Annotated in this window: 22 protein-coding genes; 16 read left to right on the top strand and 6 right to left on the bottom strand. The window is 67.6% G+C overall.

Annotated features, from left to right (window positions below):
- Window position 1 precedes the first annotated feature (1 nt).
- Window positions 2-394: an ectoine synthase gene (locus tag AB0L57_RS11180; RefSeq protein ID WP_364960098.1), complete on the top strand. Its 393-nt coding sequence runs from the start codon at window positions 2-4 to the stop codon at window positions 392-394.
- Between the two features lie 27 nt (window positions 395-421).
- On the top strand, window positions 422-1,303 hold the full coding sequence (gene thpD / locus AB0L57_RS11185) for an ectoine hydroxylase (RefSeq protein ID WP_364960101.1): 882 nt from the start codon (window positions 422-424) through the stop codon (window positions 1,301-1,303).
- A gap of 152 nt (window positions 1,304-1,455) precedes the next feature.
- Here thpD and AB0L57_RS11190 read toward each other — a convergent pair whose 3' ends face one another.
- Window positions 1,456-2,580: an acyl-CoA dehydrogenase family protein gene (locus AB0L57_RS11190; protein ID WP_364960103.1), complete on the bottom strand. Its 1,125-nt coding sequence runs from the start codon at window positions 2,578-2,580 to the stop codon at window positions 1,456-1,458.
- A gap of 3 nt (window positions 2,581-2,583) precedes the next feature.
- Window positions 2,584-3,816, bottom strand: a complete 1,233-nt coding sequence (locus tag AB0L57_RS11195) for an acyl-CoA dehydrogenase family protein (RefSeq protein WP_364960571.1) — start codon at window positions 3,814-3,816, stop codon at window positions 2,584-2,586.
- 173 nt (window positions 3,817-3,989) lie between these two features.
- Between AB0L57_RS11195 and smc the strand changes: the two genes are divergently transcribed.
- Window positions 3,990-7,604, top strand: a complete 3,615-nt coding sequence (smc, locus tag AB0L57_RS11200; RefSeq protein WP_364960106.1) for a chromosome segregation protein SMC — start codon at window positions 3,990-3,992, stop codon at window positions 7,602-7,604.
- A gap of 3 nt (window positions 7,605-7,607) precedes the next feature.
- Here the strand turns inward: smc and AB0L57_RS11205 are convergent, their stop codons facing one another.
- Window positions 7,608-8,504, bottom strand: coding sequence for an NmrA family NAD(P)-binding protein (locus tag AB0L57_RS11205; protein WP_364960110.1), 897 nt, complete (start codon window positions 8,502-8,504; stop codon window positions 7,608-7,610).
- Window positions 8,505-8,567: 63 nt separating this feature from the next.
- Between AB0L57_RS11205 and AB0L57_RS11210 the strand changes: the two genes are divergently transcribed.
- Window positions 8,568-9,395 (top strand): TetR/AcrR family transcriptional regulator, encoded by an 828-nt coding sequence (locus tag AB0L57_RS11210; protein ID WP_364960113.1) that lies wholly within the window; start codon window positions 8,568-8,570, stop codon window positions 9,393-9,395.
- Window positions 9,396-9,455: 60 nt separating this feature from the next.
- Here the strand turns inward: AB0L57_RS11210 and AB0L57_RS11215 are convergent, their stop codons facing one another.
- Window positions 9,456-10,046: a TetR/AcrR family transcriptional regulator gene (locus AB0L57_RS11215; RefSeq protein ID WP_364960115.1), complete on the bottom strand. Its 591-nt coding sequence runs from the start codon at window positions 10,044-10,046 to the stop codon at window positions 9,456-9,458.
- 113 nt (window positions 10,047-10,159) lie between these two features.
- On the opposite strand from AB0L57_RS11215, the gene AB0L57_RS11220 reads away from it, so the two are divergent.
- The gene (locus AB0L57_RS11220) at window positions 10,160-11,260 is read left to right on the top strand and encodes an FAD-dependent monooxygenase (RefSeq protein WP_364960118.1); all 1,101 of its coding nucleotides are present in this window, start codon (window positions 10,160-10,162) and stop codon (window positions 11,258-11,260) included.
- 158 nt (window positions 11,261-11,418) lie between these two features.
- Here AB0L57_RS11220 and AB0L57_RS11225 read toward each other — a convergent pair whose 3' ends face one another.
- On the bottom strand, window positions 11,419-11,808 hold the full coding sequence (locus AB0L57_RS11225) for a DUF2237 domain-containing protein (protein ID WP_025351761.1): 390 nt from the start codon (window positions 11,806-11,808) through the stop codon (window positions 11,419-11,421).
- A gap of 239 nt (window positions 11,809-12,047) precedes the next feature.
- Between AB0L57_RS11225 and ftsY the strand changes: the two genes are divergently transcribed.
- From ftsY to trmD, 11 genes are all read left to right on the top strand, one after another.
- Entirely contained in the window at window positions 12,048-13,745 is a 1,698-nt protein-coding gene (gene ftsY, locus AB0L57_RS11230) for a signal recognition particle-docking protein FtsY (RefSeq protein WP_364960121.1), read from the top strand.
- Window positions 13,746-13,973: 228 nt separating this feature from the next.
- Window positions 13,974-15,383 (top strand): ammonium transporter, encoded by a 1,410-nt coding sequence (locus AB0L57_RS11235; RefSeq protein WP_364960123.1) that lies wholly within the window; start codon window positions 13,974-13,976, stop codon window positions 15,381-15,383.
- 4 nt (window positions 15,384-15,387) lie between these two features.
- A complete protein-coding gene (locus AB0L57_RS11240; RefSeq protein WP_364960126.1) occupies window positions 15,388-15,726 on the top strand; it encodes a P-II family nitrogen regulator in 339 nt (112 codons plus the stop codon).
- 86 nt (window positions 15,727-15,812) lie between these two features.
- Complete coding sequence (locus AB0L57_RS11245; protein WP_364960129.1) at window positions 15,813-18,266, top strand: [protein-PII] uridylyltransferase; 2,454 nt, start codon at window positions 15,813-15,815, stop codon at window positions 18,264-18,266.
- A 203-nt stretch (window positions 18,267-18,469) separates the two neighbouring features.
- Entirely contained in the window at window positions 18,470-18,772 is a 303-nt protein-coding gene (locus tag AB0L57_RS11250) for a hypothetical protein (RefSeq protein WP_364960132.1), read from the top strand.
- Between the two features lie 90 nt (window positions 18,773-18,862).
- Window positions 18,863-20,524, top strand: coding sequence for a signal recognition particle protein (locus tag AB0L57_RS11255; RefSeq protein WP_364960135.1), 1,662 nt, complete (start codon window positions 18,863-18,865; stop codon window positions 20,522-20,524).
- Between the two features lie 61 nt (window positions 20,525-20,585).
- Window positions 20,586-21,680: an amidohydrolase family protein gene (locus tag AB0L57_RS11260; protein WP_364960574.1), complete on the top strand. Its 1,095-nt coding sequence runs from the start codon at window positions 20,586-20,588 to the stop codon at window positions 21,678-21,680.
- 281 nt (window positions 21,681-21,961) lie between these two features.
- Window positions 21,962-22,399 (top strand): 30S ribosomal protein S16, encoded by a 438-nt coding sequence (gene rpsP / locus AB0L57_RS11265; protein WP_364960138.1) that lies wholly within the window; start codon window positions 21,962-21,964, stop codon window positions 22,397-22,399.
- Window positions 22,399-22,641: an RNA-binding protein gene (locus tag AB0L57_RS11270; protein ID WP_025351752.1), complete on the top strand. Its 243-nt coding sequence runs from the start codon at window positions 22,399-22,401 to the stop codon at window positions 22,639-22,641. The genes rpsP and AB0L57_RS11270 overlap by 1 nt, the downstream gene beginning before the upstream one ends.
- Complete coding sequence (gene rimM / locus AB0L57_RS11275; RefSeq protein WP_364960140.1) at window positions 22,642-23,181, top strand: ribosome maturation factor RimM; 540 nt, start codon at window positions 22,642-22,644, stop codon at window positions 23,179-23,181.
- A gap of 117 nt (window positions 23,182-23,298) precedes the next feature.
- Entirely contained in the window at window positions 23,299-23,991 is a 693-nt protein-coding gene (gene trmD / locus AB0L57_RS11280) for a tRNA (guanosine(37)-N1)-methyltransferase TrmD (RefSeq protein WP_364960576.1), read from the top strand.
- 36 nt (window positions 23,992-24,027) lie between these two features.
- Here the strand turns inward: trmD and AB0L57_RS11285 are convergent, their stop codons facing one another.
- Complete coding sequence (locus AB0L57_RS11285) at window positions 24,028-25,038, bottom strand: MsnO8 family LLM class oxidoreductase (protein WP_364960143.1); 1,011 nt, start codon at window positions 25,036-25,038, stop codon at window positions 24,028-24,030.
- Between the last annotated feature and the right edge of the window lie 81 nt (window positions 25,039-25,119).

Here is a 25,119-nt window from a genome sequence, read left to right on the forward strand (position 1 = left end):
CATGATCGTTCGTACCACCGCCGAGATCACCGGCACCGATCGTGACGTCGCGCAGGAGGATTGGCGCAGCAAGCGCATCATCCTCGGCGGTGACGGTGTGGGCTTCTCGTTCCACGAGACCACGATTCAGCCGAATACGACCCACGTATTCCACTACCAGAACCACGTCGAGGCGGTCTGGCTGGTCGAGGGTGAGGGCACGCTCACCGATCTCGACAACGAGATCAGCTACCCGCTCGCGCCGGGCACGATGTACCTGCTCAACGGCCATGAGCGGCACCGGGTCGAGACCCGCACCCTGATGCGGATGCTGTGTGTCTTCAACCCGCCGGTCACCGGCAAAGAGGTCCACGACGAGAACGGCGTCTATCCGTTGATCGCGGTAGGCGAGTAGTGAGGTAGTTAGGAGGACGACACCGCGATGACGTTGGCGGACAGTCGAATCGACCGCTATCGGACGAGAACGACGGTAGCGGTACCGCCGGTGGAGCGCACCGATCCCACGGTGTGGGGCACGGTCTCGGCGCCGGTACTCGAGAATTTCGGTGCCGATGGGTACGTGATCATCGACGAGTTGCTGACCCCGATGGAGGTGGCGGATGTCGCCACCGAGATCGACCGGCTGGCAGCCGATCCCAGCCTCCATTCGGACGAGCGAGTGATCATCGAGAAGACGTCGAACAGCGTTCGGTCGATCTTCGAGGTACACAAGATGAGCGCCATGGTCGCCGAATTGGTGCGTGACGATCGCATTGTCGGGCTCGCACGCCAGGTGCTCGGCTCCGAGGTGTACATCCATCAGAGCCGGGTCAACTACATGCCCGGATTCCAGGGTGCCGGCTTCTACTGGCATTCGGATTTCGAGACCTGGCACGCCGAGGACGGTATGCCGGCGCCGCGTGCGGTGAGCCTGTCGATCGCACTGACCGAGAACTATCCGTTCAACGGCAGCCTGATGCTGTTGCCCGGATCGCATCGCCGGTTCATGCCGTGTCAGGGGGAGACCCCCGACGACCACTACCTGGAGTCGTTGCAGGAGCAGTGGATCGGTGTGCCGGAGCAGGACGATCTGACCGAGCTGGCCGACAAGTACGGTATCGCCCAGTTCAGCGGCGCTCGCGGTTCGGCACTGCTGTTCGACTCCAACATCATGCACGGGTCGTCCAACAACATCACCCCGTTCCCGCGCTCGAACATCTTCCTGGTGTTCAACAGTGTGGAGAACACCCTGGTGGAGCCGTACGCGGGAACCATGCCGCGGCCCACCTACATCGCCTCGCGCGATTTCACTCCGCTGCGCTGATCCGCGCGGTGGAGTGACCAGGACACGTCGGGATCGCGATACGCGGTTCGCCCCGACGGTGGCGTGGGTGTTCCACGCATCGCCGCCCGGCGCGTTTTCGGCCGGAATCCCCTCGGGATTCCGGCCGAAAACATGTCCGGGGCAGGGGAGATCTAGGGCCGGGTCAGCTCCGCGTAGCGCGCGATGTGCTGGTCTGCCGAACCCCACTCGTACCGAATGGCGGTGAGCCGCTTGAAGAAGTGTCCGATCGCCAGCTCCTCGGTCATACCCATCGCACCGTGCAACTGCACCGCGTGCTGGCCGATGAAACCGGCGGCGCGGGCGACGGTGGCCTTGGCCGCGGCGGCCGCGCGTGCGCGGACCGGTGGTTCGGCGTCGAGCTTCAGCGTCACCAGATAGGCCGCGGCGACGGCCTGCTCGAGTTCCAGGTGCATGTCCACCATGCGGTGCTGCAGCACCTGGAAACTGCCGATCGGCACACCGAACTGCCGGCGCTGCTTGCTGTATTCCACCGTGTCGGCGAGTACGCGACGCATCGCGCCCACCGCTTCGGAACAGATCGCCGCGATCGCCTCGTCCACCGCGAGTTCGAGCGAATCATCGGCCGCGCCTTCGGGTCCCAGCAGCGCATCGGCGGGCACCCGCACACCGTCGAGGATCAGATCGGCGGCGCGCCGATCGTCGATGGTCCGGTAGGTGTGCTGGGTCAGGCCCGCGGCATCGGCCGCCACCACGAACAGCGACAGACCCGTGCCGGTCGCGGTGCGCGCGGTGACCAGCAGGTGGGTGGCCAGCGGTGCGCTGGTGACGGCGGTCTTGGCGCCGTCGAGAATCCAGTCGTCACCGTCGCGCCGCGCGGTGGTGGTGACCTGATGCAGGTTGTAGCCGGCATCCGGTTCCAGCGCCGCGAAGGCGGTGAGCACCGATCCGGAGACGATGCCGCGCAACAGTTCCTCCGCCCGCGCGCCTGCGGCCCGGCGCAGCAGCCCGCCGCCCAGCACCGCGGTGTCGATATACGGCTCGACCACGAGGGCGCTGCCGAGGGCCTCGGCGATGATCATGGTCTCGATCGCGCCGCCGTCGAAACCGCCGACGCTTTCGGGCAGGCCGGCGCCCAGAATGCCGACGTCTTCGGCGAAGCCGCGCCAGATCTCGGGCTGCCATCCGGCGCCGACCCGGGCCGCGGCGCGGCTGGACTCCAGATCGTAACGGGCGGCGAGGAATTCGGTGACCGTGTCACCGAGCAGTTGCTGTTCGGCAGTGAATTCGAAGTCCATCTCTCACAGTCCCAGGGTTGCCTTGGCGATGATGTTGCGCTGAATCTCGTTGCTGCCGGCGTAGATCGAGCCGGCCCTGTCGTTGAAGTACCGCAGCGGCGCCACGGCCTGCCAGGGGTCGCCACTCAGATATCCGTCGGCGGGTGGCACGAAGTCGGCGACCGGACCACCCGGCATGGCCGCATGCGGCTGGTAGGCGCGGCCGCGCGGGCCGGCCGCCTCGAGCGCCAGTTCGGTGAGCTGCTGGCTCAGTTCGGTGCCGAGAATCTTGATCGTGGAGGCGGCCGGGCCGGGATCCTTCCCCTGCGAAATGGCCGCCATGGTGCGGTATTCGAGGATCTCCAGGACGTCCGCGCGGATGCGGGCGTCGGCCAGTTTCGCCGTGAAGGTGGGTTCGTCGAGCAGACTGCCCCCGGCGAAACCGGGCTGCGCGGCGGCGTGTTCGGCGAGCGATTCGGCGAGCACCTGCAGCGCCGGACCGTAGGCGGAGCCGCCGCGTTCGAAGTTCAGCAGATGCTTGGCGACGGTCCAGCCCTCGTCGACGCGGCCGATCACGTTGGTCTTCGACACCCGCACCTGATCGAAGAACACCTGGTTCTGGACCTGCTCACCGGAGGTCATGACCAGCGGCCGGATTTCGATGCCGGGGGTGTCCATCGGGATCAGCACGAAGGTGATGCCCTGTTGTTTGCGCTCCAGCTTCGATGTGCGGACCAGGGCGAAGATCCAGTTCGCCTCGGTGGCGTGGGTGGTCCAGATCTTGGAGCCGGTGCACACCAGATCGTCGCCGTCGGAGACCGCCGCCATGGCCAGCGAGGCCAGGTCCGATCCGGCCTCGGGTTCGGAGTAGCCCTGGCAGAAGAAGACCTCACCGGTGAGGATCCGTGGCAGGAAGAAGTCCTTCTGCTCCGGGGTCCCGAACGCGATGATGGCGTGGGCGACCATCCGGATACCCATCGGCGAGAGGGCGGGGGCGCCGGCGAGCGTGGATTCACGATCGAAGATGTAGTGCTGCGTCATGCTCCAGTCGCAGCCGCCGTGGGCGACCGGCCAGGCCGGTGCCGCCCAGCCGCGGCCGTGCAGGATCTGTTGCCATCGCATGCTGGCCTCATGATCCGGATACACGCTGGTGGCGAGCTGACCGGCGCGGCGTATCTCCGGCGTCAGATTCTCGTCCAGGAAGCGCCGCACCTCGTCGCGAAACGCCAGATCGGTGGGTGACCAGTCCAGATTCACGAAGAACTCCTTGTACGGTAAATGGGCTTCCACCTTCTCATTCAGTCATACCAGAGCGCAAATGGTCGTTAACTTATCGGGTCGGCGACCGGGATGGCGCGCCGGTGCGGTCCGGACGTTTCCGGCCCGGCATCCGTCCGGCAACGCGGTGTGAGCGGGTAGCCTGACCGACTGTGCACCTGAAGAGTCTGACGCTGAAGGGATTCAAATCCTTCGCGTCCGCGACGACGCTGCGGCTCGAGCCCGGCATCACCTGTGTGGTGGGCCCGAACGGCTCGGGCAAATCCAATGTCGTCGACGCGTTGACCTGGGTGATGGGGGAGCAGGGCGCCAAGGCGCTGCGGGGCGGGAAGATGCAGGACGTCATCTTCGCCGGTACGTCGGGCCGTGCGCCGCTGGGCCGTGCCGAGGTCACCCTCACCATCGACAATTCCGACGGTGCGTTGCCCATCGACTACGCAGAGGTCTCGATCACCCGGCGAATGTTCCGCGACGGCGCCGGTGAGTACGAGATCAACGGCAATTCCTGCCGGTTGATGGATGTGCAGGAACTGCTGTCGGACTCCGGTATCGGCCGGGAGATGCATGTCATCGTCGGCCAAGGCCAGCTGTCGGCGATCCTGGAATCGCGTCCCGAGGACCGGCGGGCCTTCATCGAAGAGGCCGCGGGTGTGCTCAAACACCGCAAGCGCAAAGAGAAGGCGGTGCGCAAACTCGATGCCATGCAGGCCAATCTGGCCCGCCTGACCGATCTCACCACCGAACTGCGCCGCCAGCTCAAACCGCTGGGTCGCCAGGCCGAGGTGGCACGGCGCGCGGCGACCGTGCAGGCCGATCTGCGTGATGCCCGCCTGCGACTGGCGGCAGACGACCTGGTGGCGCGCCGGCGCGAGCTGGAGAGCCAGCAGAGCAAAGAGGCATACGCCCGGGAACAGCAGATCACCGTGCAGGCCGAACTCGACGCCTCGAATGCGGCACTGGCACAACAGGAGTTCCAGCTGTCGCGGCTGACCCCGGGCGCCGAGGCGGCCGCACAGACCTGGTTCCAGCTGTCGGCGCTGGTGGAGCGGGTCAACGCGACCATCCGCATCGCACGCGACCGGGCACGTAATCTCGCCATCGAACAGCCCACCGGGACCGGCCGCGATCCCGAACAGCTCGAGGCCGAGGCCGACCGGGTGCAGGCCGAGGAGGCCGAACTGCTCGAGGCGGTGGAGGTGGCCTCGGCCACGCTGGAAGCGGCGCGGGACATGCTGCTCGATCGCGAACAGGCCGCCAAGGCCGCCGAACAGGCCCATCTGGCGGCGGTTCGCGCGATCGCCGACCGGCGCGAGGGGCTGGTCCGGCTGTCCGGCCAGGTCGACAATCTGCGTCATCGCGCCCAATCGGCCGACGGCGACATCGCGCGGCTGTCGGAGGGCCTGACCGGCGCGCGTGAGCGCGGTGATGCCGCCGAGGCCGAATTCGAGTCGGTACAAGCGGAACTGAGCGAACTCGACGCCGGTGAAGAAGGTCTGGACGCCGCCTACGAACACGCCGCCGAGGCGCTGGAGATGGTCGACGCCCGGGTGACCGAGCTGCGCGAACGCGATCGCGAGGCGGGTAAGAAGGTCGCCTCGCTGACCGCCCGTATCGAGGCGCTCACCATGGGCCTGAGCCGCCGGGACGGCGGTGCCTGGCTGCTGGACAATCGTCGGGACGGATTGCTCGGGCCGCTGTCGGGAATGGTGCGCGCGCACAGCGGATTCGAAGCGGCGGTCGCCGCCGCTCTGGGGCCGCTCGCCGACGCGGTGGCCGCGGATACCGATCACACCGCGCATGCCGCGGTACAGGCGCTCAAGGAAGCCGACGGTGGCCGCGCCGCGCTGGTCTACGGTGACGCGGTCCGTCCCGGCGAGGACGGCGCGACCGCCGAACCACCCGCGGGCGCCCGACGGCTCGCCGAGGTGGTCGAGTACCCGGACCGGTTGCGCGGTGCGGTCGCGGCGCTGACCGCGGGCACGGTCGTCGTCGACGATCTGGCCCGCGCTGCCGAGGTCCTCGCCGCCCGGCCCGAATTGCGCGTGGTGACCCGCGACGGTGACCTGACCGGCTCCGGCTGGGTGCTCGGCGGCTCCGATCGCGCGCCCAGTCAGCTCGAGGTGCAGGCCGATATAGACAGCGCCGCGGCCGAACTCGAGTCCTGGCAGCGCCATGCCGAGGAGTTCGAGGCGGCCCTGTCCGGTGCGCTCGCCGAGCAGAGCGATCGCAAACAGGCCGTCGATCAGGCATTGCTGGCCTTGCACGAATCCGATCAGGCCATGGTCGCCATCTACGATCGCCTCGGCCGGTTGGGCGCCACCGCCCGCGACGCCCGCGGCGACTACGAGCGACTGCTGACCCAGCGCGCCGACGCCGAAGCGGCCCGGGACCAGAATCTGACCGCCTTGGCCGAACTCGAGGCCCGGTTGCGTCACGCCGAATCCGAACAGTCGGATCTGGACTCCGATGCCGACGCGGGCACCGATGCCGCCGGGCAGGAACGCGAGCAGGCCGCCGTGGCCCTGGCCGAGGCGCGTGCGATGGAGGTCGAGGCGCGGCTGTCGGTACGCACCGCGGAGGAACGCGCGGAATCGGTCCGGGGCAAGGCGGATTCGCTGCGGCGTGCCGCCCGAGCCGAGCGCGACACCCGGGCCCGTGCCGAGCGCGCACAGACCGCGCGCCGCCGTGCCGCCGAGGTGGCGGCGGTGGTCGCCGAATCCGCCGAGCGGCTCGCCGCCGAGTTGGAGACCGTGGTCGGGGAGGCCGCCGGGCGGCGCGACGAACTGGTGCGCCGTCGCACCGAGTGCGCCGGGCAGGTCGATCAGACCAAGGAACGCGTGCGCGCGCTGACCACCCAGCTCACCCAGCTCACCGATGCCGTGCACCGCGACGAGGTCGCCCGCGCCCAATCCGCGATGCGCATCGAACAATTGGAGACCACGATCGCCGACCAGTTCGGTATCGCGCTGGACGAACTGATCGCCGAATACGGCCCGCATGTCCCCATGCCACCGACCGCGCTCGAGATGCACGAGTACGAGCAGGCCCGCGATCGCGGTGACCAGGTCAGCCCGCCGCAGCCGATGCCCTACGATCGCGCCACCCAGGAACGCCGCGTCAAACGCGCCGAGAAGGATCTGACCACGCTCGGGAAGGTCAATCCGCTGGCGCTGGAGGAGTTCGCGGCCCTCGAGGAACGCTACAACTTCCTGTCCACTCAACTCGAGGACGTGAAGAAGGCCCGCCAGGATCTGCTCGACGTCGTCGCCGAGGTCGATGCCCGCATTCTGCAGGTGTTCACCGAGGCCTACGAGGATGTGGAGCGCGAATTCGTAGGGGTTTTCGGCCGCCTGTTCCCCGGCGGTGAGGGACGGCTGCTGCTGACCGATCCCAGCGATATGCTCACCACCGGCATCGAGGTGGAGGCCCGTCCGCCGGGAAAGAAGGTCAAGCGCCTCTCCCTGCTGTCCGGCGGTGAGAAATCCCTGGCGGCCGTGGCCTTCCTGGTGTCGATCTTCCGGGCGCGCCCGTCACCGTTCTACGTGATGGACGAGGTCGAGGCGGCACTGGACGACACCAACCTGCGCCGCCTCATCGGCCTGTTCGAGCAGCTGCGGGAGAAGTCGCAGCTGATCGTGATCACCCACCAGAAACCGACCATGGAGATCGCCGACGCGCTCTACGGCGTCAGCATGCGTGGTGACGGCATCACGCAGGTCATCTCGCAGCGGTTGCGCGGTCACAATCTGGTGGGCGCGCCCAGTTAGTCCTCACCCGGCCAGTTGCTGTTTCAGGACCGCGGCGCCCGTGGTGGCCAGCCAGGTTTCCAGGCTCTGCAGACCGGGGTGGATCCGGCGCACCTCGTCGATATCGGCGTGCCAGCCGTGGCCCTGGTGGGTCAGTCGCCAGGTATTGCCGATCTGCTCGCCGAGTTCGTCGGCCTGTGCCTCGGTGATCTCGTTGTATCGCACCGGGTTGCCCGTCGCGTGTGCGATCAGTGCCATGGCATCCGAGGGGGTGACGGCATCGCCGGCCAGTTCCAGGGTCTGCCCGGTGAACCGTCCGGGATCGGCGAAGGCGGTCGCGGCCACCGCGGCGATATCGTCGACCGCGATCATCTGCAGTGGCCGGTCGGACGGGAACAGATGGGTGTTCACCCCGTCGGCGAATCCGTCGAGCGGCATTCCCTGCGCCAGATAGTTCTCCATGAACCGGACGGGGCGCAGGACGGTGTATCGCATTCCGCTGTCCGCCAGGGCCTGTTCGATTTGCCGCTTTCCGGCATTGCCCCAAGGGATTTCGTTGTCGAAGGAGGCCACCCCGGTGAAGACGACGTGGTCTATTCCCGCGTGCCGGGCGGCGTCGATCAGGGCGAGACCTCGGACGACCTCGAGGTCGACGTCCCAGCCGGTGGGGCCGAAGGCGGCCGGCGGGACGAGGAAGACACCGCGGGTACCGGCCACCGCCGCCGCGAGGGTGGCCGGTTCGTCGAAGTCGCCGGTGGTCAGTTCGGCGCCGAGCGCGGCGAGTGCTCGCGCCGCGGCGGCGGCGGGATCACGGACCAGGGCGCGAACCGGGATGTGCCGCGACAGCAGGGCGCGTGCGGTGGCGCCACCCTGCTTGCCGGTGGCGCCGGTGACGAGTACGAGGTCCTTCTGGACGGTCATATCGGTGGAAACCTTTCGATAGAATCGGGTCGATCAACCCGTATCTGCACGATAGGAACAGCGTTGTCGTCTTCGCCATCCACCGAGGCCGGGTTTCGTCACGCCGCGGACGTATCGGCGCCCATGGCCTCGGGCCTGCGAATAGATGCCCGCCGCAACCGGGCTCGGGTACTCGCCGCCGCCCAGCGGGCTTTCGCCGAGTCCGGAACTTCGGTGTCGCTGGCCGAGATCGCCCGTCGCGCGGGTGTCGGCGCGGGCACCGTGCATCGCCATTTCCCGACCAAGACCGACCTGTTGGAAGCGGTGCTGCAGCAGCGGATCGACCGGCTCACCGCCCGGGCCCTGACACTGCGCGACGATCCGGACCCCGCCTCGGCATTTCTGGGGTTCTGTGCCGAGGTCGTCACGCGCACACCGGGAAACAAGGCGATGTGCGATCTGCTGGACTCCGACGACGGCTGGCCACGGGTACTGCTGCGGGATGCGGGCGAGCGGTTCCATCTTGCCCTCGCGCAACTACTGGCGGCGGCACAGCGTGCGGGCGGTGTGCGTGCCGATCTGACGCTCGCCGATGTGCTGGCGATCTTCACCGGATGTGTTGCCATCCAGCGGGTCTCGCATGCTCACGCTGAGCTGTCCCGGCCCGCCGGCATGCTGCTGGCGGCGATGCGGGCCGGATCGGCCGTAACGAAACCTGAGAACTTTTCGGGCGGTCGTAACGAAAGTGTGCCGGCCGGCGGGAATCGTGACGGCGGCAGGTGCCCGATCTGTTCGACGGAACTGGTGCATTCCGATATCGGGCGCCCGGCCCGGTACTGCTCATCCGCGTGCAGGCAGAAGGCGCACCGGCGACGCCGGGCGGCGCGGGCGGGGGCGGTTGCCGCGGACTGATCCGGCGCGCTGCCGGGCGGTGGGTCCGTTCGTTCCCGGCGGTTCCACGCCCGCATCACGTCACCCGGCCGACGGTCCGCGCGCACGTAACCCGTCGACCAGGATCGGCAGCAGCCGGTCCACGGCGGTGGTGTTCGACTCGCCGGGCTGGGTGTGCACCCGCGTGGTCATGATCAGGCCGATGAGGCCGGCGTCGATGTCGTGGCGCAGATCGCCGTCCTGCTGTGCCCGCCCGACCAGATCGGTGAGGGCGTCGGTGACGCGGGCGCGGATCTCGCTCACCCGCGGCTCGCTCCGGACCATGGTGTGCACCGCGGGCTCGATCGCGTCGGCGAGTGCGCCCAGCCGCAGGATCAGGCATTCCCGCACAAATCGGCACAGTGCCGCCCAGGCGGTCGATTCCTCGGCGACGGCGGTTTCGGCCATGTCCGCGAGCCGGTCCAGATGGGCGCGGGCGGTGGCGATCAACAGGGCGTCGCGGTCGGGGAAGCGGCGATACAGCGTGCCGACACCGACACCGGCCCGGTCGGCGATGTATTTCATCGGTACGTCGGTGCCACGCTCGGCGAAAACCTCCAGGGCGGTGAGCAGGATCTGGTCGCGATTGCTGCGCGCGTCGGCGCGCAGGTCGCTGCCCTGTTCCGGTGTCATCCGCGGGCTCCTCCGGTGCGATTGTCGAATATAAGCGGACGAACTTCGTCCGTTTAGTTTATCATCGAGATTAAGCGGACGAATATCGTCCACTTAAGCGGAGGGTGATGGATATGACGGCAGTACTGATCTCCGGCGCGGGTATCGCGGGATCTACGCTCGCGTACTGGCTCACGCGGAACGGATTCGAGGTGACCATGGTCGAACGCGCCGAGGGGCAGCGGTCCAGCGGTAATCCGGTGGATGTGCGCGACCGGGCGCTCGAGGTGGTGACCGAGATGGGTCTGCTTCCGCAATTGCGCGCTGCGGCCACGGCCGTCGACCGGCTCTCGTTCGTCGACGCGCGGGGGCGGGCCAAGGCGGTCATGCGGGTCGGCGATCCCGCCGCGGGCACCGTCGAAGTCGCGCGCGCCGACCTGGCGCGCATCCTCGCCGAGGCGTCGGGGGATCGAGTCGAGATGCGCTGGGGAGATGGTATTTCCGCGATCGAACAGTCGGGTGCGGAGGTGGCGGTCGAGTTCGAGTCGGGCGCGCGGGGGACCTACGACTACGTACTCGGCGCGGACGGTGTGCATTCGGCGGTCCGTCGGCTGGCCTTGGGCACCGAACGAGAACTCGTGCAGCACATGGGGATCTATATCGCGACCATGCCGGTGCCGCGGGCCTGGGGAGCCGCGAACGAGGTCGTGATGTACAACGCGCCGGGACGCTCGATTTCGGTGCATCCGGCCGGGGGCCGTCCGATCGCGGCCTTCATGTTCCGGCATGCGGCCGTCAAGGATCTCGACCATCGCGACACCGATGCGTGCCGGCGGCTGCTGCTCGCCGAATTCGGCGGCAGGACAGGGCCGTTCGATGCCGTCCTGGACCATGTGCGAGGTGGTGGTGAGCTGTATTTCGACGCGGTCAGCCGGGTCTCGCTACCGCGATGGTCGCGCGGGCGGGTGGGGGTGGTCGGTGATGCCGCATCCTGCCTGTCGCTGTTCGGTGACGGCTCCAGCCTGGCGATCGCCGGCGCCTACACCCTGGCCGAGGAGCTCGTCGCCGCACCGTACGACCCGGACGGCGCGTTGCGGCGCTACGAGTCTCGACATCGGGAGCGCGTCGGGAGCAGGCATCGCGGCGTGCGGATGGCGTCGGCGCTGATCGTGCCCGCCTCGCGGCCCGCGATAGGGATCCGCAACACCGCGGTGCGGATCCTTGCGCGCGCCTGAGGGCCTCGGCTCGTCGATCCGTTCGCGGGACCGCCGGTTCGCGGTCGATTCCGGTAACGATCCCGATCGGCACGCGGGGGCTCGTCGACGGAGCTTGCGAGGACGTCGCCACCCCGCGCGTCCCGGCGGGATGGTCGCCGACATCGAGGGGTGGTGGCTCAGAGCAGGTCGCTGACGTCGTCCGGGACGTCGACGGCGTATTTGCGCAGCGTTTCCATGGGGACGACCTCGAGCGCGTTCTCGTGCGTGGCCGCCAGTACGACCGGGGCCGCGACCCCGTCCTCGTGTGCGTGCAGCCAGCGCACCGCGACCACACACCAGCGGTCGCCCGGTTGGAGTCCGGGGAAGTTGTTCTCCGGCCGTGGCGTGAGCAGATCGTTGCCGATCGATTTCTGGTGCTCCAGGAAGTCCTGAGTCACGACGGTGCAGACGGTGTGGCTGCCCAGATCCTCGGGGCCGGTGCTACAGCACCCGTCCCGGTAGAAGCCGGTGAGAGGATCGGTGCCACACTCCTCCAACGGTCCTCCAAGCACATTTCGATCGGTCACATCGCCGATCCTATTGTCTCTGTGTTGGATTCGCCGCGCCTTGGGCGGTTGGCCCGCGGCCGGGTGGGACGAAGTGCGGCCGAACGGGCATATCGTCCGAAGTCGTCGGCGTGTCGGGCGATCGGGACATTTCCCGAAATCTGGGATCGCACGAGTGGGGCGTCGACGTTTCACTTTGGGGGAGGTCGCGCACCCGGCGCGGCGCGGCGGCGTCCCGGGGTTCTGACAGGATGGGGACCGTGACTGCGCAAGCCTGGATTCTGATCGCCGCGATCGTCGCCGTTGTGCTGGTGGCGTTCGTCGCCGGCTTCGTCCTGTACAAGCGCCGCCGTGTCAGTATCGCGCCGGCCGCGGATCAGGACAAGGAATTGACCGACCGGTCCGGTGGCTACACCGCGTCCGGAGGTTTCAACTTCAGTCAGGGCGGGGCCGGGTCGGGCACGCTGACCCCACCGCGACCCGAACCCGTGCCGATCGAGCGCACCGACGACGAGGGACAGCCGCATATCGGCGACGATGCGGCCGTTCCGCGTGATTCGGCCCGCCGCACGATCACCGATGTTCGGTTGCCGGAACCGGAAACCCTGGCCGGCCGGCCGCCGGGTGCGGCGACCGCCACCGCGCCCGTTGCCGAACCCGAGACCGACGGTGCCGCGGCGCCCGGCGTGGAACTCGAGACGCCTGCCGAGACCGCTCCGGTCGAAACGGCGCCCACGGAGACAGCGCTCACGGAAACCGCGCCGGTCGAGACGGCGCCTACCGACAGCGCGCCCGCCGAGACCGCGCCTGCCGAGACTGCGCCTACCGAGACGGCGCGTACCGAGACCGCGCCTGCCGAGACTGCGCCTGCCGAGACTGCGCCTACCGAGACGGCGCGTACCGAGACCGCGCCTGCCGAGACCGCGCCTGCCGAGACCGCTGCCCCCGCCGCTCCCGAGCAGCCCGATACGAACGCCGGCGCGACCGCGCTCGCGCCGGCGCCCGCCGAGATCGAGCCGCCCGCGATCGCGGAGATCGAGCCCACCGCCGGACGCCTGACCCGCCTGCGTGGCCGCCTGTCCCGCTCGCAGAACGCGGTCGGAAAGAGCCTGCTCGGCCTGCTCGGCGGTGGCGATCTGGACGAAGACTCCTGGGAGGAGATCGAGGACACCCTGGTCATGGCCGATCTCGGCACCTCGGTCACCACGACCGTCGTGGAGCGGCTGCGCGAAGAACTCGCGGCGCGCACGGTGCGCACCTCCGAGGAGGCACGCCAGGTGCTGCGCGATGTGCTGGTCGAAGCGCTGCGTCCCGATCTGAATCGCTCCATCCGGGCGCTGCCGCACGCCGACCACCCCTCGATCCTGCTGGTCGTCGGCGTGAACGGAACCGGTAAGACGACCACCACGGGCAAACTCGCCCGAGTGCTGGTCGCCGATGGTCGCCGGGTCCTGCTCGGCGCCGCCGACACCTTCCGCGCCGCCGCCGCCGATCAGCTGCAGACCTGGGGTGAACGCGTCGGTGCCGACACGGTGCGCGGCAAGGAAGGCGCCGATCCGGCCGCGGTGGCATTCGACGCGGTGGCCGCGGGTATCGACGAAGGAGTGGACGCCGTCCTGATCGACACCGCGGGCCGCCTGCACACCAAGACCGGCCTGATGGACGAGCTCGGCAAGGTCAAGCGCGTGGTGGAGAAGAAGGCCGCGGTCGACGAGGTACTGCTCGTCCTCGACGCCACCGTCGGCCAGAACGGGCTCACCCAGGCCCGGGTATTCGCCGAAGTCGTCGACATCACCGGCGTGGTACTCACCAAACTCGACGGCACCGCCAAGGGTGGCATCGTCTTCCAGGTGCAACACGAGCTCGGGGTGCCGGTGAAACTGGTCGGACTCGGCGAAGGCGCCGACGATCTGGCCCCCTTCGAACCGGGTGCTTTCGTGGACGCGCTGCTGGGTTGACCGATATCGGGCCGGCGATACGAAACGCCGAGCTGAAACGGTAGATCCTCCTCATTTCGAGCCGGTCCTCACCGTGAGCGCCATCCTGCTGTGTGAGCCGTGAAACCTGGAAGCAACACGGCGGACAGATCCGTTCACGCATGCGAAACATCGCGGCGGCACGGACGAAACACCAGCTGGCGACGCTTGCGTGCAGGCTCGTTTGCCGCAGTTTCGGCCGGGCCCGAGATGAGGAGGATCAAGGTGGCGTATCCCTTGCTCGGTGTGCCAGACACCGGCGACACCGCATGGATGCTGGCGAGCTCCGCGCTCGTGTTGTTGATGACCCCGGGACTGGCGTTCTTCTACGGCGGCATGGTCCGGTCGAAGAACGTCCTCAATATGATCATGATGAGCATCAGCGCGATGGGCATCATCGGCGTGTTGTGGGCGCTGTACGGCTTCTCCGAGGCGTTCGGCGACAACAAGTTCGGTGTGATCGGCAATCCGGCACAATTCTTCGGGCTCAAGGGCCTGATCGGCAGTAATGCGGTGAAGGCGAGTCCCGCCGATCCGTCGACCGGCGCTGCCGCGGTCGATCAGGTCAGCATTCCGCTGGCCGGCAGCATCCCGATGACGGTGTTCGTCGCCTTCCAGCTGATGTTCGCCATCATCACCGTCGCGCTGATCTCGGGTGCGGTCGCCGATCGTATGAAGTTCCGCGCCTGGGTGGTCTTCGCGGTGGTGTGGGCGACAGTCGTCTACTTCCCGGTCGCGCACTGGGTCTTCGACTTCGACGTCAAGGACGCGGCCGGCAACATCGTTCACCACGGCGGCTGGATCGCCAACAAGTTGCAGGCCATCGACTTCGCCGGTGGTACCGCGGTGCACATCAACGCCGGTGCCGCGGGTCTGGCCCTGTGCCTGGTGCTCGGCCGTCGCAAGGGCTGGCCGAAGACCCCGATGCGCCCGCACAACCTGCCTTTCGTGATGCTCGGCGCCGGTCTGCTGTGGTTCGGCTGGTTCGGATTCAACGCCGGTTCCTCGGTGACCTCCAACGGTCTGGCCGGTTCGACCTTCCTGACCACCACCTTCGCCACCTGCGCGGCCATGCTCGCCTGGCTGGTCGTGGAGAAGATCCGCGACGGCAAGCCCACCAGCCTCGGCGCGGCCTCGGGCATCGTGGCCGGTCTGGTCGCCATCACCCCGTCCTGCTCGTCGGTGAACGTGCTGGGCGCGCTGGTGATCGGCGCGGTGGCCGGTGCGTTGTGCGCGCTGGCGGTGGGCCTGAAGTTCAAGCTCGGTTTCGACGACTCGCTCGACGTGGTGGGTGTGCACCTGGTCGGCGGTGTGGTCGGTACGCTACTCATCGGTCTGTTCCTGACTCCGGAATCCGGCGCGGGCGCTTCGGGTGCGAAGGGCTTGTTCTACGGCGGCGGTTTCGATCAGCTCGGGAAGCAGGCCGTCGGGGCCTTCACCGTGCTCGCGTTCTCCTTCGTCGTCTCATTGATTCTCGGTCTGATCATCAAGTACACGATCGGTATCCGGGCCTCCGAAGAAGAGGAGTTCCGGGGTATGGACGAGTCGGAGCACGCGGAAACGTCATACGATTTCGCTGCTGTGGGTGGCACGGCACGTACTGCCGTCAAGGAGGCATGACGCAATGAAACTGATCACTGCAATCGTCAAACCGTTCACGCTCGAGGACGTCAAGTCGGGGCTCGAGCAGGCCGGTGTGCTGGGAATGACGGTCAGCGAGGTCCAGGGGTACGGCCGGCAGAAGGGGCACACCGAGGTCTACCGCGGTGCCGAGTATTCGGTGGATTTCGTACCGAAGGTCCGGGTCGAGGTCGTCGTCGACGATGCCTCGGTCGAGAAGGTCGTCGAGGTGGTCGTGGAGGCCGCCCGCACCGGCAAGATCGGTGACGGCAAGGTCTGGGTCACCCCGGTGGAAGCGGTGATCCGGGTGCGGACCGGTGAACGTGGTGGCGACGCACTGTAGGAGATGAGCGATTCGGGCAGCCCCGCTCCCTGCCGGTTGTCGGCGGGGGACGGGGCTGCCCGTGTGAACGGGTGGTGGTTGCGGATATGAGTACTCACGAATCGTCCGATGGTGCCGAATTGTCCGATGGAGCCAAGGATCTGGTGGCAGCGCGCGATCGACTGCTCGGTCACGAGGATCACCGCCGCCCACGGCTGGCGGCCGACGCGCTGCGGCAGGCACTGGTCGATCTGCACGAACTGTGGCTGACCGGCAAGGGCGCGGAACTCGGGATCACCCCCGACAGCGGGCTCGCGGTGGTGGCCGTCGGCGGGCTGGGACGGCGCGAGATGCTGCCGTACTCGGATCTGGATCTGGTGCTGTTGCACGACGACGTCGATCCCGCGCGGGTCGCGGAGGTCGCCGATCGGCTCTGGTATCCGCTGTGGGATGCCCACATCAAACTCGATCACAGTGTGCGCACGGTGCCGCAGGCGTTGCGGGTGGCCGCCGATGATCTCACCGCGGCGCTCGGCATGCTCGACGCCCGCCACATCGTCGGTGACGCGGAGTTGAGCAATCTGCTCATCGGTGGCGTCCGCCGGGAGTGGCGGACCGGAATCCGTTCCCGCTTCGCCGAATTGGTGGAGCAGACGCAGGCACGCTGGAAGCGCAACGGGGAGGTCGCCCATCGCGCCGAGCCCGATCTGAAGAACGGCCGCGGTGGCCTGCGCGACATCCAATTGCTCGACGCCCTGGCCATCGCCCAGCTCACCGACGCCGTTCCGGGGCTCGGGCCGGATGTGCCCGGTGGTGGCCTGGAGGTCGCGCACCGCCGGCTGCTCGATGTGCGCACCGAGTTGCACCGGGTGGCGGGACGCTCCCGGGACCAGTTGCGCGCCCAGGACGCCGACGAAATCGGCGCGGCACTGCGGATCGGTGATCGGTTCGATCTGGCCCGCACTCTCAGCGATGCCGCCCGCACGGTCGTCTATTCGGTGGATGTCGGTGTCCGCACCGCGGGCAACGCCCTGCCCCGGCGCGGTTTGGCGCGGCTGCGCCGCCTGCCGGTGCGTCGCCCACTCGACGAGGGGGTGGTCGAACACGCCGGCGAGGTGGTGCTGGCGCGGGACGCACGGCCACAACGAGATCCGGGGCTGATTTTGCGAGTGGCGGCCGCCTCGGCGCGCACCGGCCTGCCGATGTCGGCGACCACGCTGAATCGATTGTCCGAGGACGCACCCGAACTGCGCGAACCCTGGCCCCGGGAAGCCTTCAACGATCTGCTGATTCTGCTGGGCTCCGGCCGCGCCGCCATCGATGCGATCGAGGCGTTGGACCGAACCGGCCTGTGGGGCAGGCTGTTTCCGGAATGGGGTGCGGTGCGCGATCTGCCACCGCGCGACGCGGTCCACACCTGGACCGTCGATCGCCACCTGGTGGAGACGGTCGCCTACGCCGGTGCCATGAGTACCCGGGTGGCTCGTCCCGACCTGCTGCTGCTGGGTGCGCTGCTGCACGATATCGGCAAGGGACGCACCGAGGATCACAGCGTCGTGGGAGCCGAACTGGCCACCCGGATCGGCCGCCGGCTCGGCCTGTGGCCCGAGGATGTGCACAGCCTGTCGGTGATCGTGCGACATCATCTGCTGCTCCCCGAGACCGCGACTCGCCGCGATCTGGGTGATCCGGCGACCGCGGCCCGGGTGGTCGACGCGCTGGGTGGTGATCGGCAGGTGCTCGAGCTGCTGCACACCCTGGCCGAGGCCGATTCCCTGGCCACCGGACCGGGCGTGTGGGGCGAGTGGAAGGCGTCCCTGATCGGTGAACTCGTCCGCAGGTCCCGGTCGGCGCTGGCCGGTGAGCCGGTGCCGCACAGTGATTCGCCGGCATCGGTGGAGCTCGAACCGGCGGTGCTGGACCGGGTCGCGGCCGGCGGGGTGTATGTGGACCTGCGCCCCGGTGACGGCCGCTACACCCACATCGTCACGGTCGCCGCGCCGGACACGCCCGGTCTGCTGTCGGAGGCGGCGGGAGTGCTGGCCCTGCATTCGTTGCGGGTGCTCTCCGCGACGCTGTCGGCGGTCGGTGAGATCGCGATCGACACCTTCGTGGTGACCCCGAAATTCGGTGATCCGCCCGATGCGGGACTGCTGCGCCAGGAATTGATCCGGGCGATCAACGGCGATCTGAAACTGGCTGCGGCACTGGCCGACAAGGAGAAGGAAGCCTCGTCGCGGACGAGCCCGTACGCCCAGGCACAGCCCCGGGTGATCTGGACCGATACCGACCGGCCCGGCCGGGTCCTGCTGGAATTGCGGGCCGAGGATCGCATCGGACTGCTCAGCCGGCTCGCCGCGGCGCTCGCCGCGCAGGGGGCCGACGTGCGGTGGGCCAAGGCCGTGACGATGGGGTCGGTGGTGGTCGATGCCTTCAGCCTCGACCTCGGTGAGGACACCGAACTCCGGCGGCGGGAGATCGAGGCGGCGCTGCTGGCCGTCGTCCCGCACCAGGAACCGAGGAAACCGAGCGAAACGGACGAGAATGGGGATCCTGACTAGGGTTTCCGACCGATAGCCCGGTTACCGGCCGAGCTGGTCGACCGATCGTCGCTGCGTTAACCGGATTGTTGCGACAACCTCCGCAATATGTGACTTCTACCACTCTAGTATCAGTGTGGATCATCACGTTGGTCCTGATCGGAGCTTCTCGAGCTGTTGCTAGTACCTGTCCGGCGAGTGGGTGCGTTGAGGGGAGCAGGTCGATGGCCATCGAAGTCGTATCAGCGTCCATGATCACCAGCGATTCATCACAGCACATCGCACGCTGCGTCGGAGGCGACCGGTGGGTGGTGTCCTGGCTTCCGGGCCGCACCCTGACCGGCACCCAGGCGGTGGCGGCGATGGCGCTGGCCGGAGCCCTGTCCGACGGCCCGCCCGACTGGGCCGATCTCGACGCCATGGCTCTGCAACTGGGGCTGACCGCTCGCGAAGCGGTCTACTTGGTGGCCAGCGAACAGCACGACTTCAGCCGCACGCCGCGACGGCGCCGCGACGCCTTGTCATAAGTCTTACCCAGGGCGAATCCACCGACCGCCGAGTTGCCCGTACCCTGGTAACCCGAGTGACGTCCCTCGACGAGACCAGGAGCGCGATCGGTGTTCGAATCCCTGTCCGACCGGTTGACCGGTGCCCTGAAGGATCTGCGTGGCAAGGGACGCCTGTCGCCGGCCGATATCGACGCGACCGCGCGTGAGATCCGGCTGGCGCTGCTCGAGGCCGACGTAGCCCTGCCGGTGGTGCGGCAGTTCATCGCCCGCATCAAGGAACGCGCCAAGGGTGCCGAGGTCTCCGGTGCGCTGAATCCGGCCCAGCAGGTCGTCAAGATCGTCAACGAGGAACTGATCGGCATCCTCGGCGGCGAAACCCGCCGGCTGCAGCTGGCCAAGACTCCGCCGACGGTGATCATGCTCGCCGGTCTGCAGGGTGCCGGTAAGACCACCCTGGCGGGAAAGCTCGCGAAATGGCTCAGGGGCCAGGGCCACACACCCCTGCTGGTCGCCTGTGACCTGCAGCGGCCGGGCGCTGTCACCCAGCTGCAGGTGGTCGGTGAGCGCGCCGGGGTGCCCGTGTTCGCGCCGCATCCGGGCACCACCGTGTCCAATGGCGGCGCAAGCGGGCCCTCCGTGGTTACGCAGGCTGCCTCCTCCGGGCCTGACGCTGTCACCGCGCCCGGTGGCGGCGAGAACGCTCTCGGTGTGTCGGCCGCCGATCCGATCCGGGTCGCGGAGGCCGGTATCGCCGAGGCCAAGCAGAAGCACTACGACATCGTCATTGTCGACACCGCCGGTCGCCTCGGTATCGACGAGGAACTGATGCGCCAGGCCGCCGGTATTCGCGATGCGGTGCATCCGGACGAGACGCTGTTCGTCCTCGACGCCATGATCGGTCAGGACGCCGTCTCCACCGCCGAGGCATTCCGTGACGGGGTCGGTTTCACCGGTGTCGTGCTGACCAAACTCGACGGCGACGCCCGCGGTGGTGCCGCGCTGTCGGTACGCGAAGTGACCGGCATGCCGATCCTGTTCGCGTCCACCGGTGAGAAGCTCGAGGACTTCGACGTCTTCCACCCCGACCGCATGTCCAGCCGCATTCTCGGTATGGGCGACCTGCTCACCCTGATCGAGCAGGCCGAGCAGGTCTACGACCAGCAGCAGGCCGAGGAGGCCGCGCGCAAGATCGGCTCCGGCGAGCTCACCCTCGAGGACTTCCTCGATCAGATGCTGGCCATCCGCAAGATGGGCCCGATCGGCAACCTGCTCGGCATGCTGCCCGGCGCGGGGCAGATGAAGGATGTGCTGGCCCAGGTCGACGACAAGCAGCTCGACCGGGTGCAGGCGATCATCCGCGGTATGACTCCGGCCGAACGCGCCAACCCGAAGATCATCAACGCTTCCCGTCGCCTGCGCATCGCCAACGGTTCCGGCGTCACGGTCACCGATGTCAACCAGCTCGTCGACCGCTTCTTCGAGGCCCGCAAGATGATGGCCGCGATGGGCCGCCAGATGGGTATGCCGGGCGGGCGCCGCAACGCCACCAAGGGCAAGAAGGGGAAGAAGGGCAAGAAGGGCGGACGCGGACCGACCCCGCCGAAGGGAATGCGCGGCGGTTTCCCGGGGATGCCGGGAATGCCGCCGGGAATGCCCGGGATGCCCGCGGCCGGGATGCCGGACCTGTCGAACATGCCCGCGGGGCTGGATGAGCTGCCGCCGGGACTCGACGGATTCGATCTGTCGAAGCTGAAGTTCCCCAAGAATTGAGGATGCGCGGCGCCCGTCGGCGCCGCGCCTCTCGGTTGCCCCGGTCAGGAGCGATATGCGGATGCATCTGCGCGGAGTCGTCCTTCCCGATGAGGACGTACGTGACCTCTGGGTGCACGACGGGGTGATCTCCTACGAACCGGTTCGCGATGCCGAAACTCTCTGCGACACAGGGTGGATCGTGCCGGGTCTGGTCGACGCGCACTGTCATGTGGGCATTCGTTACGGCGGCGGGCACGAGGATCGCGAGGGTGCGGTCGCACAGGCCGAGGTCGAGCGGGACGCGGGGGCGTTGCTCCTGCGTGATGCCGGATCGCCCATCGATACGCGGTTCATCGACGACCGGCACGAGCTGCCGAAGATCATCCGCGCGGGCCGTCACATCGCCCGGCCCAAGCGCTATATCCGCGAACTCGGTATCGAACTCGACGACGAGCGCGACCTGCCCGACATCGTCGCCGCACAGGCCCGCGCGGGTGACGGCTGGGTCAAGATCGTCGGTGACTGGATCGATCGCTCGATCGGCGATCTGGCTCCGCTGTGGAGCGACGCCGTCCTGAAGGAGGCCATCGATGCCGCGCACCGTGAGGGCGCCCGGGTCACCGCCCACGTCTTCGGAGAGGACGCGCTGCCCGGTCTGATCGGCGCCGGTATCGACTGTCTCGAACACGGCACCGGGCTCACCGACGACACCGTCGAGATGATGGCCGCTCACGGCACCGCCCTGGTGCCGACCCTGATCAATATCGACACCTTCCCCGAGATCGCCGACAGCGCGACCAAGTTCCCGGTCTACGCCGCCCACATGCGCGATCTGCACCGGCGGGTGCGCGATACCGTGGCGAACGCGCATGCCGCGGGTGTGCCGATCTACACCGGCACCGACGCCGGGGGTTCGATCCGGCACGGCCGGATCGCCGATGAGATCGACGCACTCGCCGGCGCGGGCCTGTCCCGGCACGACGCACTGGGGGCGGCGTCCTGGGGAGCCCGGCGATGGCTCGGGCGCCCGGGGATCGAATCCGGAGCTCCGGCCGATTTCGTCGTCTACCACGCAGACCCGCGCGGCAGCCGGGACGCGCTCGATTCGCCCGCCTACGTCGTGCTGCGGGGACGGGTGTATCCCGGCCGCGATCCCGTCACCGGCCACCGATGAGCCGCCTGTACCGCGGTCCGGCCCCGGAGTGGGTGCTCGAATCGGGCCGATTTCTTGCCGCACCTGCCCGTCTGGCACAATGAACGACCGTCCTCGTCGGTGCTCTCGGCTGGTGCCGTGGCCACTGCGGTGAGGACAGTGTCAGCCCGTCTCCGGTTACGCACCGCGCGGCGGTCACACACTCAACGCAAAACCGGGCCCGTACCCCGTGCGGGCTGCTGAATTGCGCCGTGACCACAGAGGTCGCCTCCGGGCGGCCTCACCATCGAAAGGCAACAGCCATGGCTGTCAAGATCAAGCTGACCCGTCTGGGCAAGATCCGCAACCCCCAGTACCGCATCGTCGTCGCCGACGCGCGCACCCGCCGCGACGGCCGCGCCATCGAGAACGTCGGCAAGTACCACCCGAAGGAAGAGCCCTCGCTGATCGAGGTCGACTCCGAGCGCGTGCAGTACTGGCTGGGCGTCGGCGCGCAGCCGACCGAGCCGGTCAAGCGCCTGCTGGAGGTCACCGGCGACTGGCAGAAGTTCAAGGGCCTGCCGGGCGCCGAGGGCACCTTGAAGGTCAAGGAGCCCAAGCCCAGCAAGCTGGACCTGTTCAACGCCGCGCTGGCCGCCGCCGACAGCGAGCCGGTCGCCGAGGCCGTCACCCCCAAGAAGAAGAAGGCCAAGGCCGCTGAGGCTGAGGCCGAAGCCGCCGCCACCGAGGCTGCCGAGTAATGAGTGCGGTTGTGGCCGATGCCGTCGAGCACCTGGTGCGCGGCATCGTCGCCAATCCGGAAGACGTTCGCGTCGACCTGATCACCAGCCGTCGCGGCCGCACCGTCGAGGTGCACGTCAACCCCGAGGATCTGGGTAAGGTGATCGGCCGCGGCGGACGTACCGCGACCGCGCTGCGCACCCTGGTCGCCGGAATCGGCGGCCGGGGCATCCGGGTCGACGTGGTCGATACCGATCAGTAGATGGACCTGGTAGTCGGTCGGGTCGCCAAATCGCACGGTGTGCGCGGCGAACTCGTGGTCGAGGTACGTACCGACGAACCCGAGCTCCGCTTCGCGCCCGGCGCCACCCTGCGTGGGCGGGCGCCGAAAAGTGAAGTGGTGCGGACATTCACGGTGGAGTCGGCCCGAGAGCATTCGGGCCGGCTTCTCGTGCGTATCGAGGGCGTCGGCGATCGCAGTGCCGCGGATACGCTGCGCGGCACCCTGTTCCTGGTGGACAGCGCGGAACTGACGTCCTCCGGCGATCCGGACGAGTTCTACGATCACGAACTCGAAGGGTTGAGTGTGCGGCTGGCCGACGGCACCGAGATCGGTACCGTCAGCGAGATATTGCATTCGGCCGCAGGTGAATTGCTGTCCATCCGAGCGGCCGAGGGTGCCGGTGGCCGTAGCGGGCGGGAGATCCTGGTGCCGTTCGTCACCGCGATCGTGCCGACCGTCTCGATCGCCGAGGGCCTGATCGTCATCGACCCGCCCGAGGGTTTGCTGGACGAGGAGTAGCGATGAGACGCAATGCGAAGCCTTTCGTCGGTGCCAACGGGTGCGGGTGTCCCGCAGAGACGCTGGAGTAGCGACACGATGCGCACCGACGATCCTGTGCCGCACACCACCGCGGCCCTGCGCATCGATGTCGTCACCATCTTTCCCGAATATCTCGAACCCTTGCGAACGGCCTTGCTGGGCAAGGCGATCGAGAAGGGCATCGTCGAAGCAGATGTGCACAATCTGCGGCGTTGGACCCACGATGTGCACCAGTCGGTGGACGATGCGCCCTACGGCGGTGGACCGGGCATGGTCATGAAGCCGACCGTCTGGGGCGACGCGCTCGACGAGGTGTGTCCCGACGAGGCACTTCTGGTGGTCCCCACCCCGGCCGGCGTGCCGTTCACCCAGGCCACCGCACAGCGTTGGTCGGCCGAATCGCACCTGGTCTTCGCCTGCGGGCGTTACGAGGGCATCGATCAGCGGGTCTTCGACGATGCCGCGCGTCGGGTGCGAGTCGAAGAGGTGAGCATCGGTGACTACGTCCTCATCGGTGGTGAGGCCGCCGTGCTTGTGATGGCCGAGGCGGTGGTTCGCCTCATTCCGGGAGTTCTCGGCAATCAGCAATCGCACGAACAGGATTCGTTCTCCGACGGACTGCTGGAAGGGCCGAGCTACACCCGCCCGGTGAGCTGGCGCGGACTCGACGTACCCGACATCCTGCTGTCGGGTAACCACGCCCGGATCGACGCGTGGCGCCGGGAACGATCACTGGACCGCACCCGGGAACGGCGCCCCGAATTGCTACCGCCGGATCAGCCGAACTAGTTCGGATGCTGTGCAATCGAGGATCGTTCCCGGCTGTCAACTGAAGGCCGCCCCAATGTGCCCGGGGGACGATCGGTATCGGGTCAATTCTGTCACCAGGTCCCGAACAAGCTCGTATGACCGCAGGCGTAGTCCATAGTCGGGACACTGTGTCGATACAGCCAGCAGATCGGGTTGGTACATGTTCAGCAACTTGGCCAACCTCGGCTCGATTTCGGCTGGAGTGCCGACCAGAGCCTGAAGGCTGTCGTCCGCCGGAATACCCGTCAAACTCCGGGTCTCATCCCAATTCGGAATCCCTCGCGTACTGTGCCGAGTCTCGTTCATCCATTGCAGGAGTGCTCTCTGATGAGCAGCCTCCGCGGGGTCTTCGATACAGGTGATCAACATTCCCACGCCCACTGTCGGATCCTGCCCGCCCGGACCGGGATGATGAGTATCGCGATACTGGTCGATCAATTCGGGCCGAGGGATTTTATGGCCGAATTGAGCGAAAACGAAGGGAAGGCTGTATTTCGCTGCTGCGCTCATGCCGCCGATGCTGCTGCCGTTGACGAATATTTGTGGCACCGAGCTTTCCGGAAACGATTCCGGTTCCGCCACTGAATCGCGATCGGCATGAAAATAGCCGAGTAGCTCGGCGATTTTGTCCCCATAGTTCTGTGCCGACGCCGAAGCCAGACGACTGATGGCGGCAGGTGAACCTCCCGGACCGCGACCGACTCCAAGGTCGATCCGACCCGGGTACATTCTCTCCAGCAAGTTGAAAGTAGTAGCTACTTTGAGCGGGGTGTAATGCGGTAGAAGTACCGCCGCAGTACCTATACGAATCCGAGAAGTCTGCGCACCTATTGCGGAGACAAGAATTTCAGGAGACCCGCAACCACTGGTCCTGTCGTGATGCTCGGCGACCCAGTATCGGTCCCAACCCAGCGCTTCGCAGTCTCTTGCCAGACGGATCGAATCCTGGACCGCTGCTATTGCATTATCCTGTCCAGCCGATTCGGTCCAATACACGGGATTTTGATCGAGGACAACAAGTTCCATCGTAGTGCACCGCTACTTTCCATTTCGGTCGAGAGCGACGGGTGGATAATTGATGTATTCCGATGACGCTCCCGTATTACC

Origin of the sequence: Nocardia sp. NPDC052254, assembly GCF_040679495.1 — a bacterium.
Lineage (GTDB): Bacteria > Actinomycetota > Actinomycetes > Mycobacteriales > Mycobacteriaceae > Nocardia.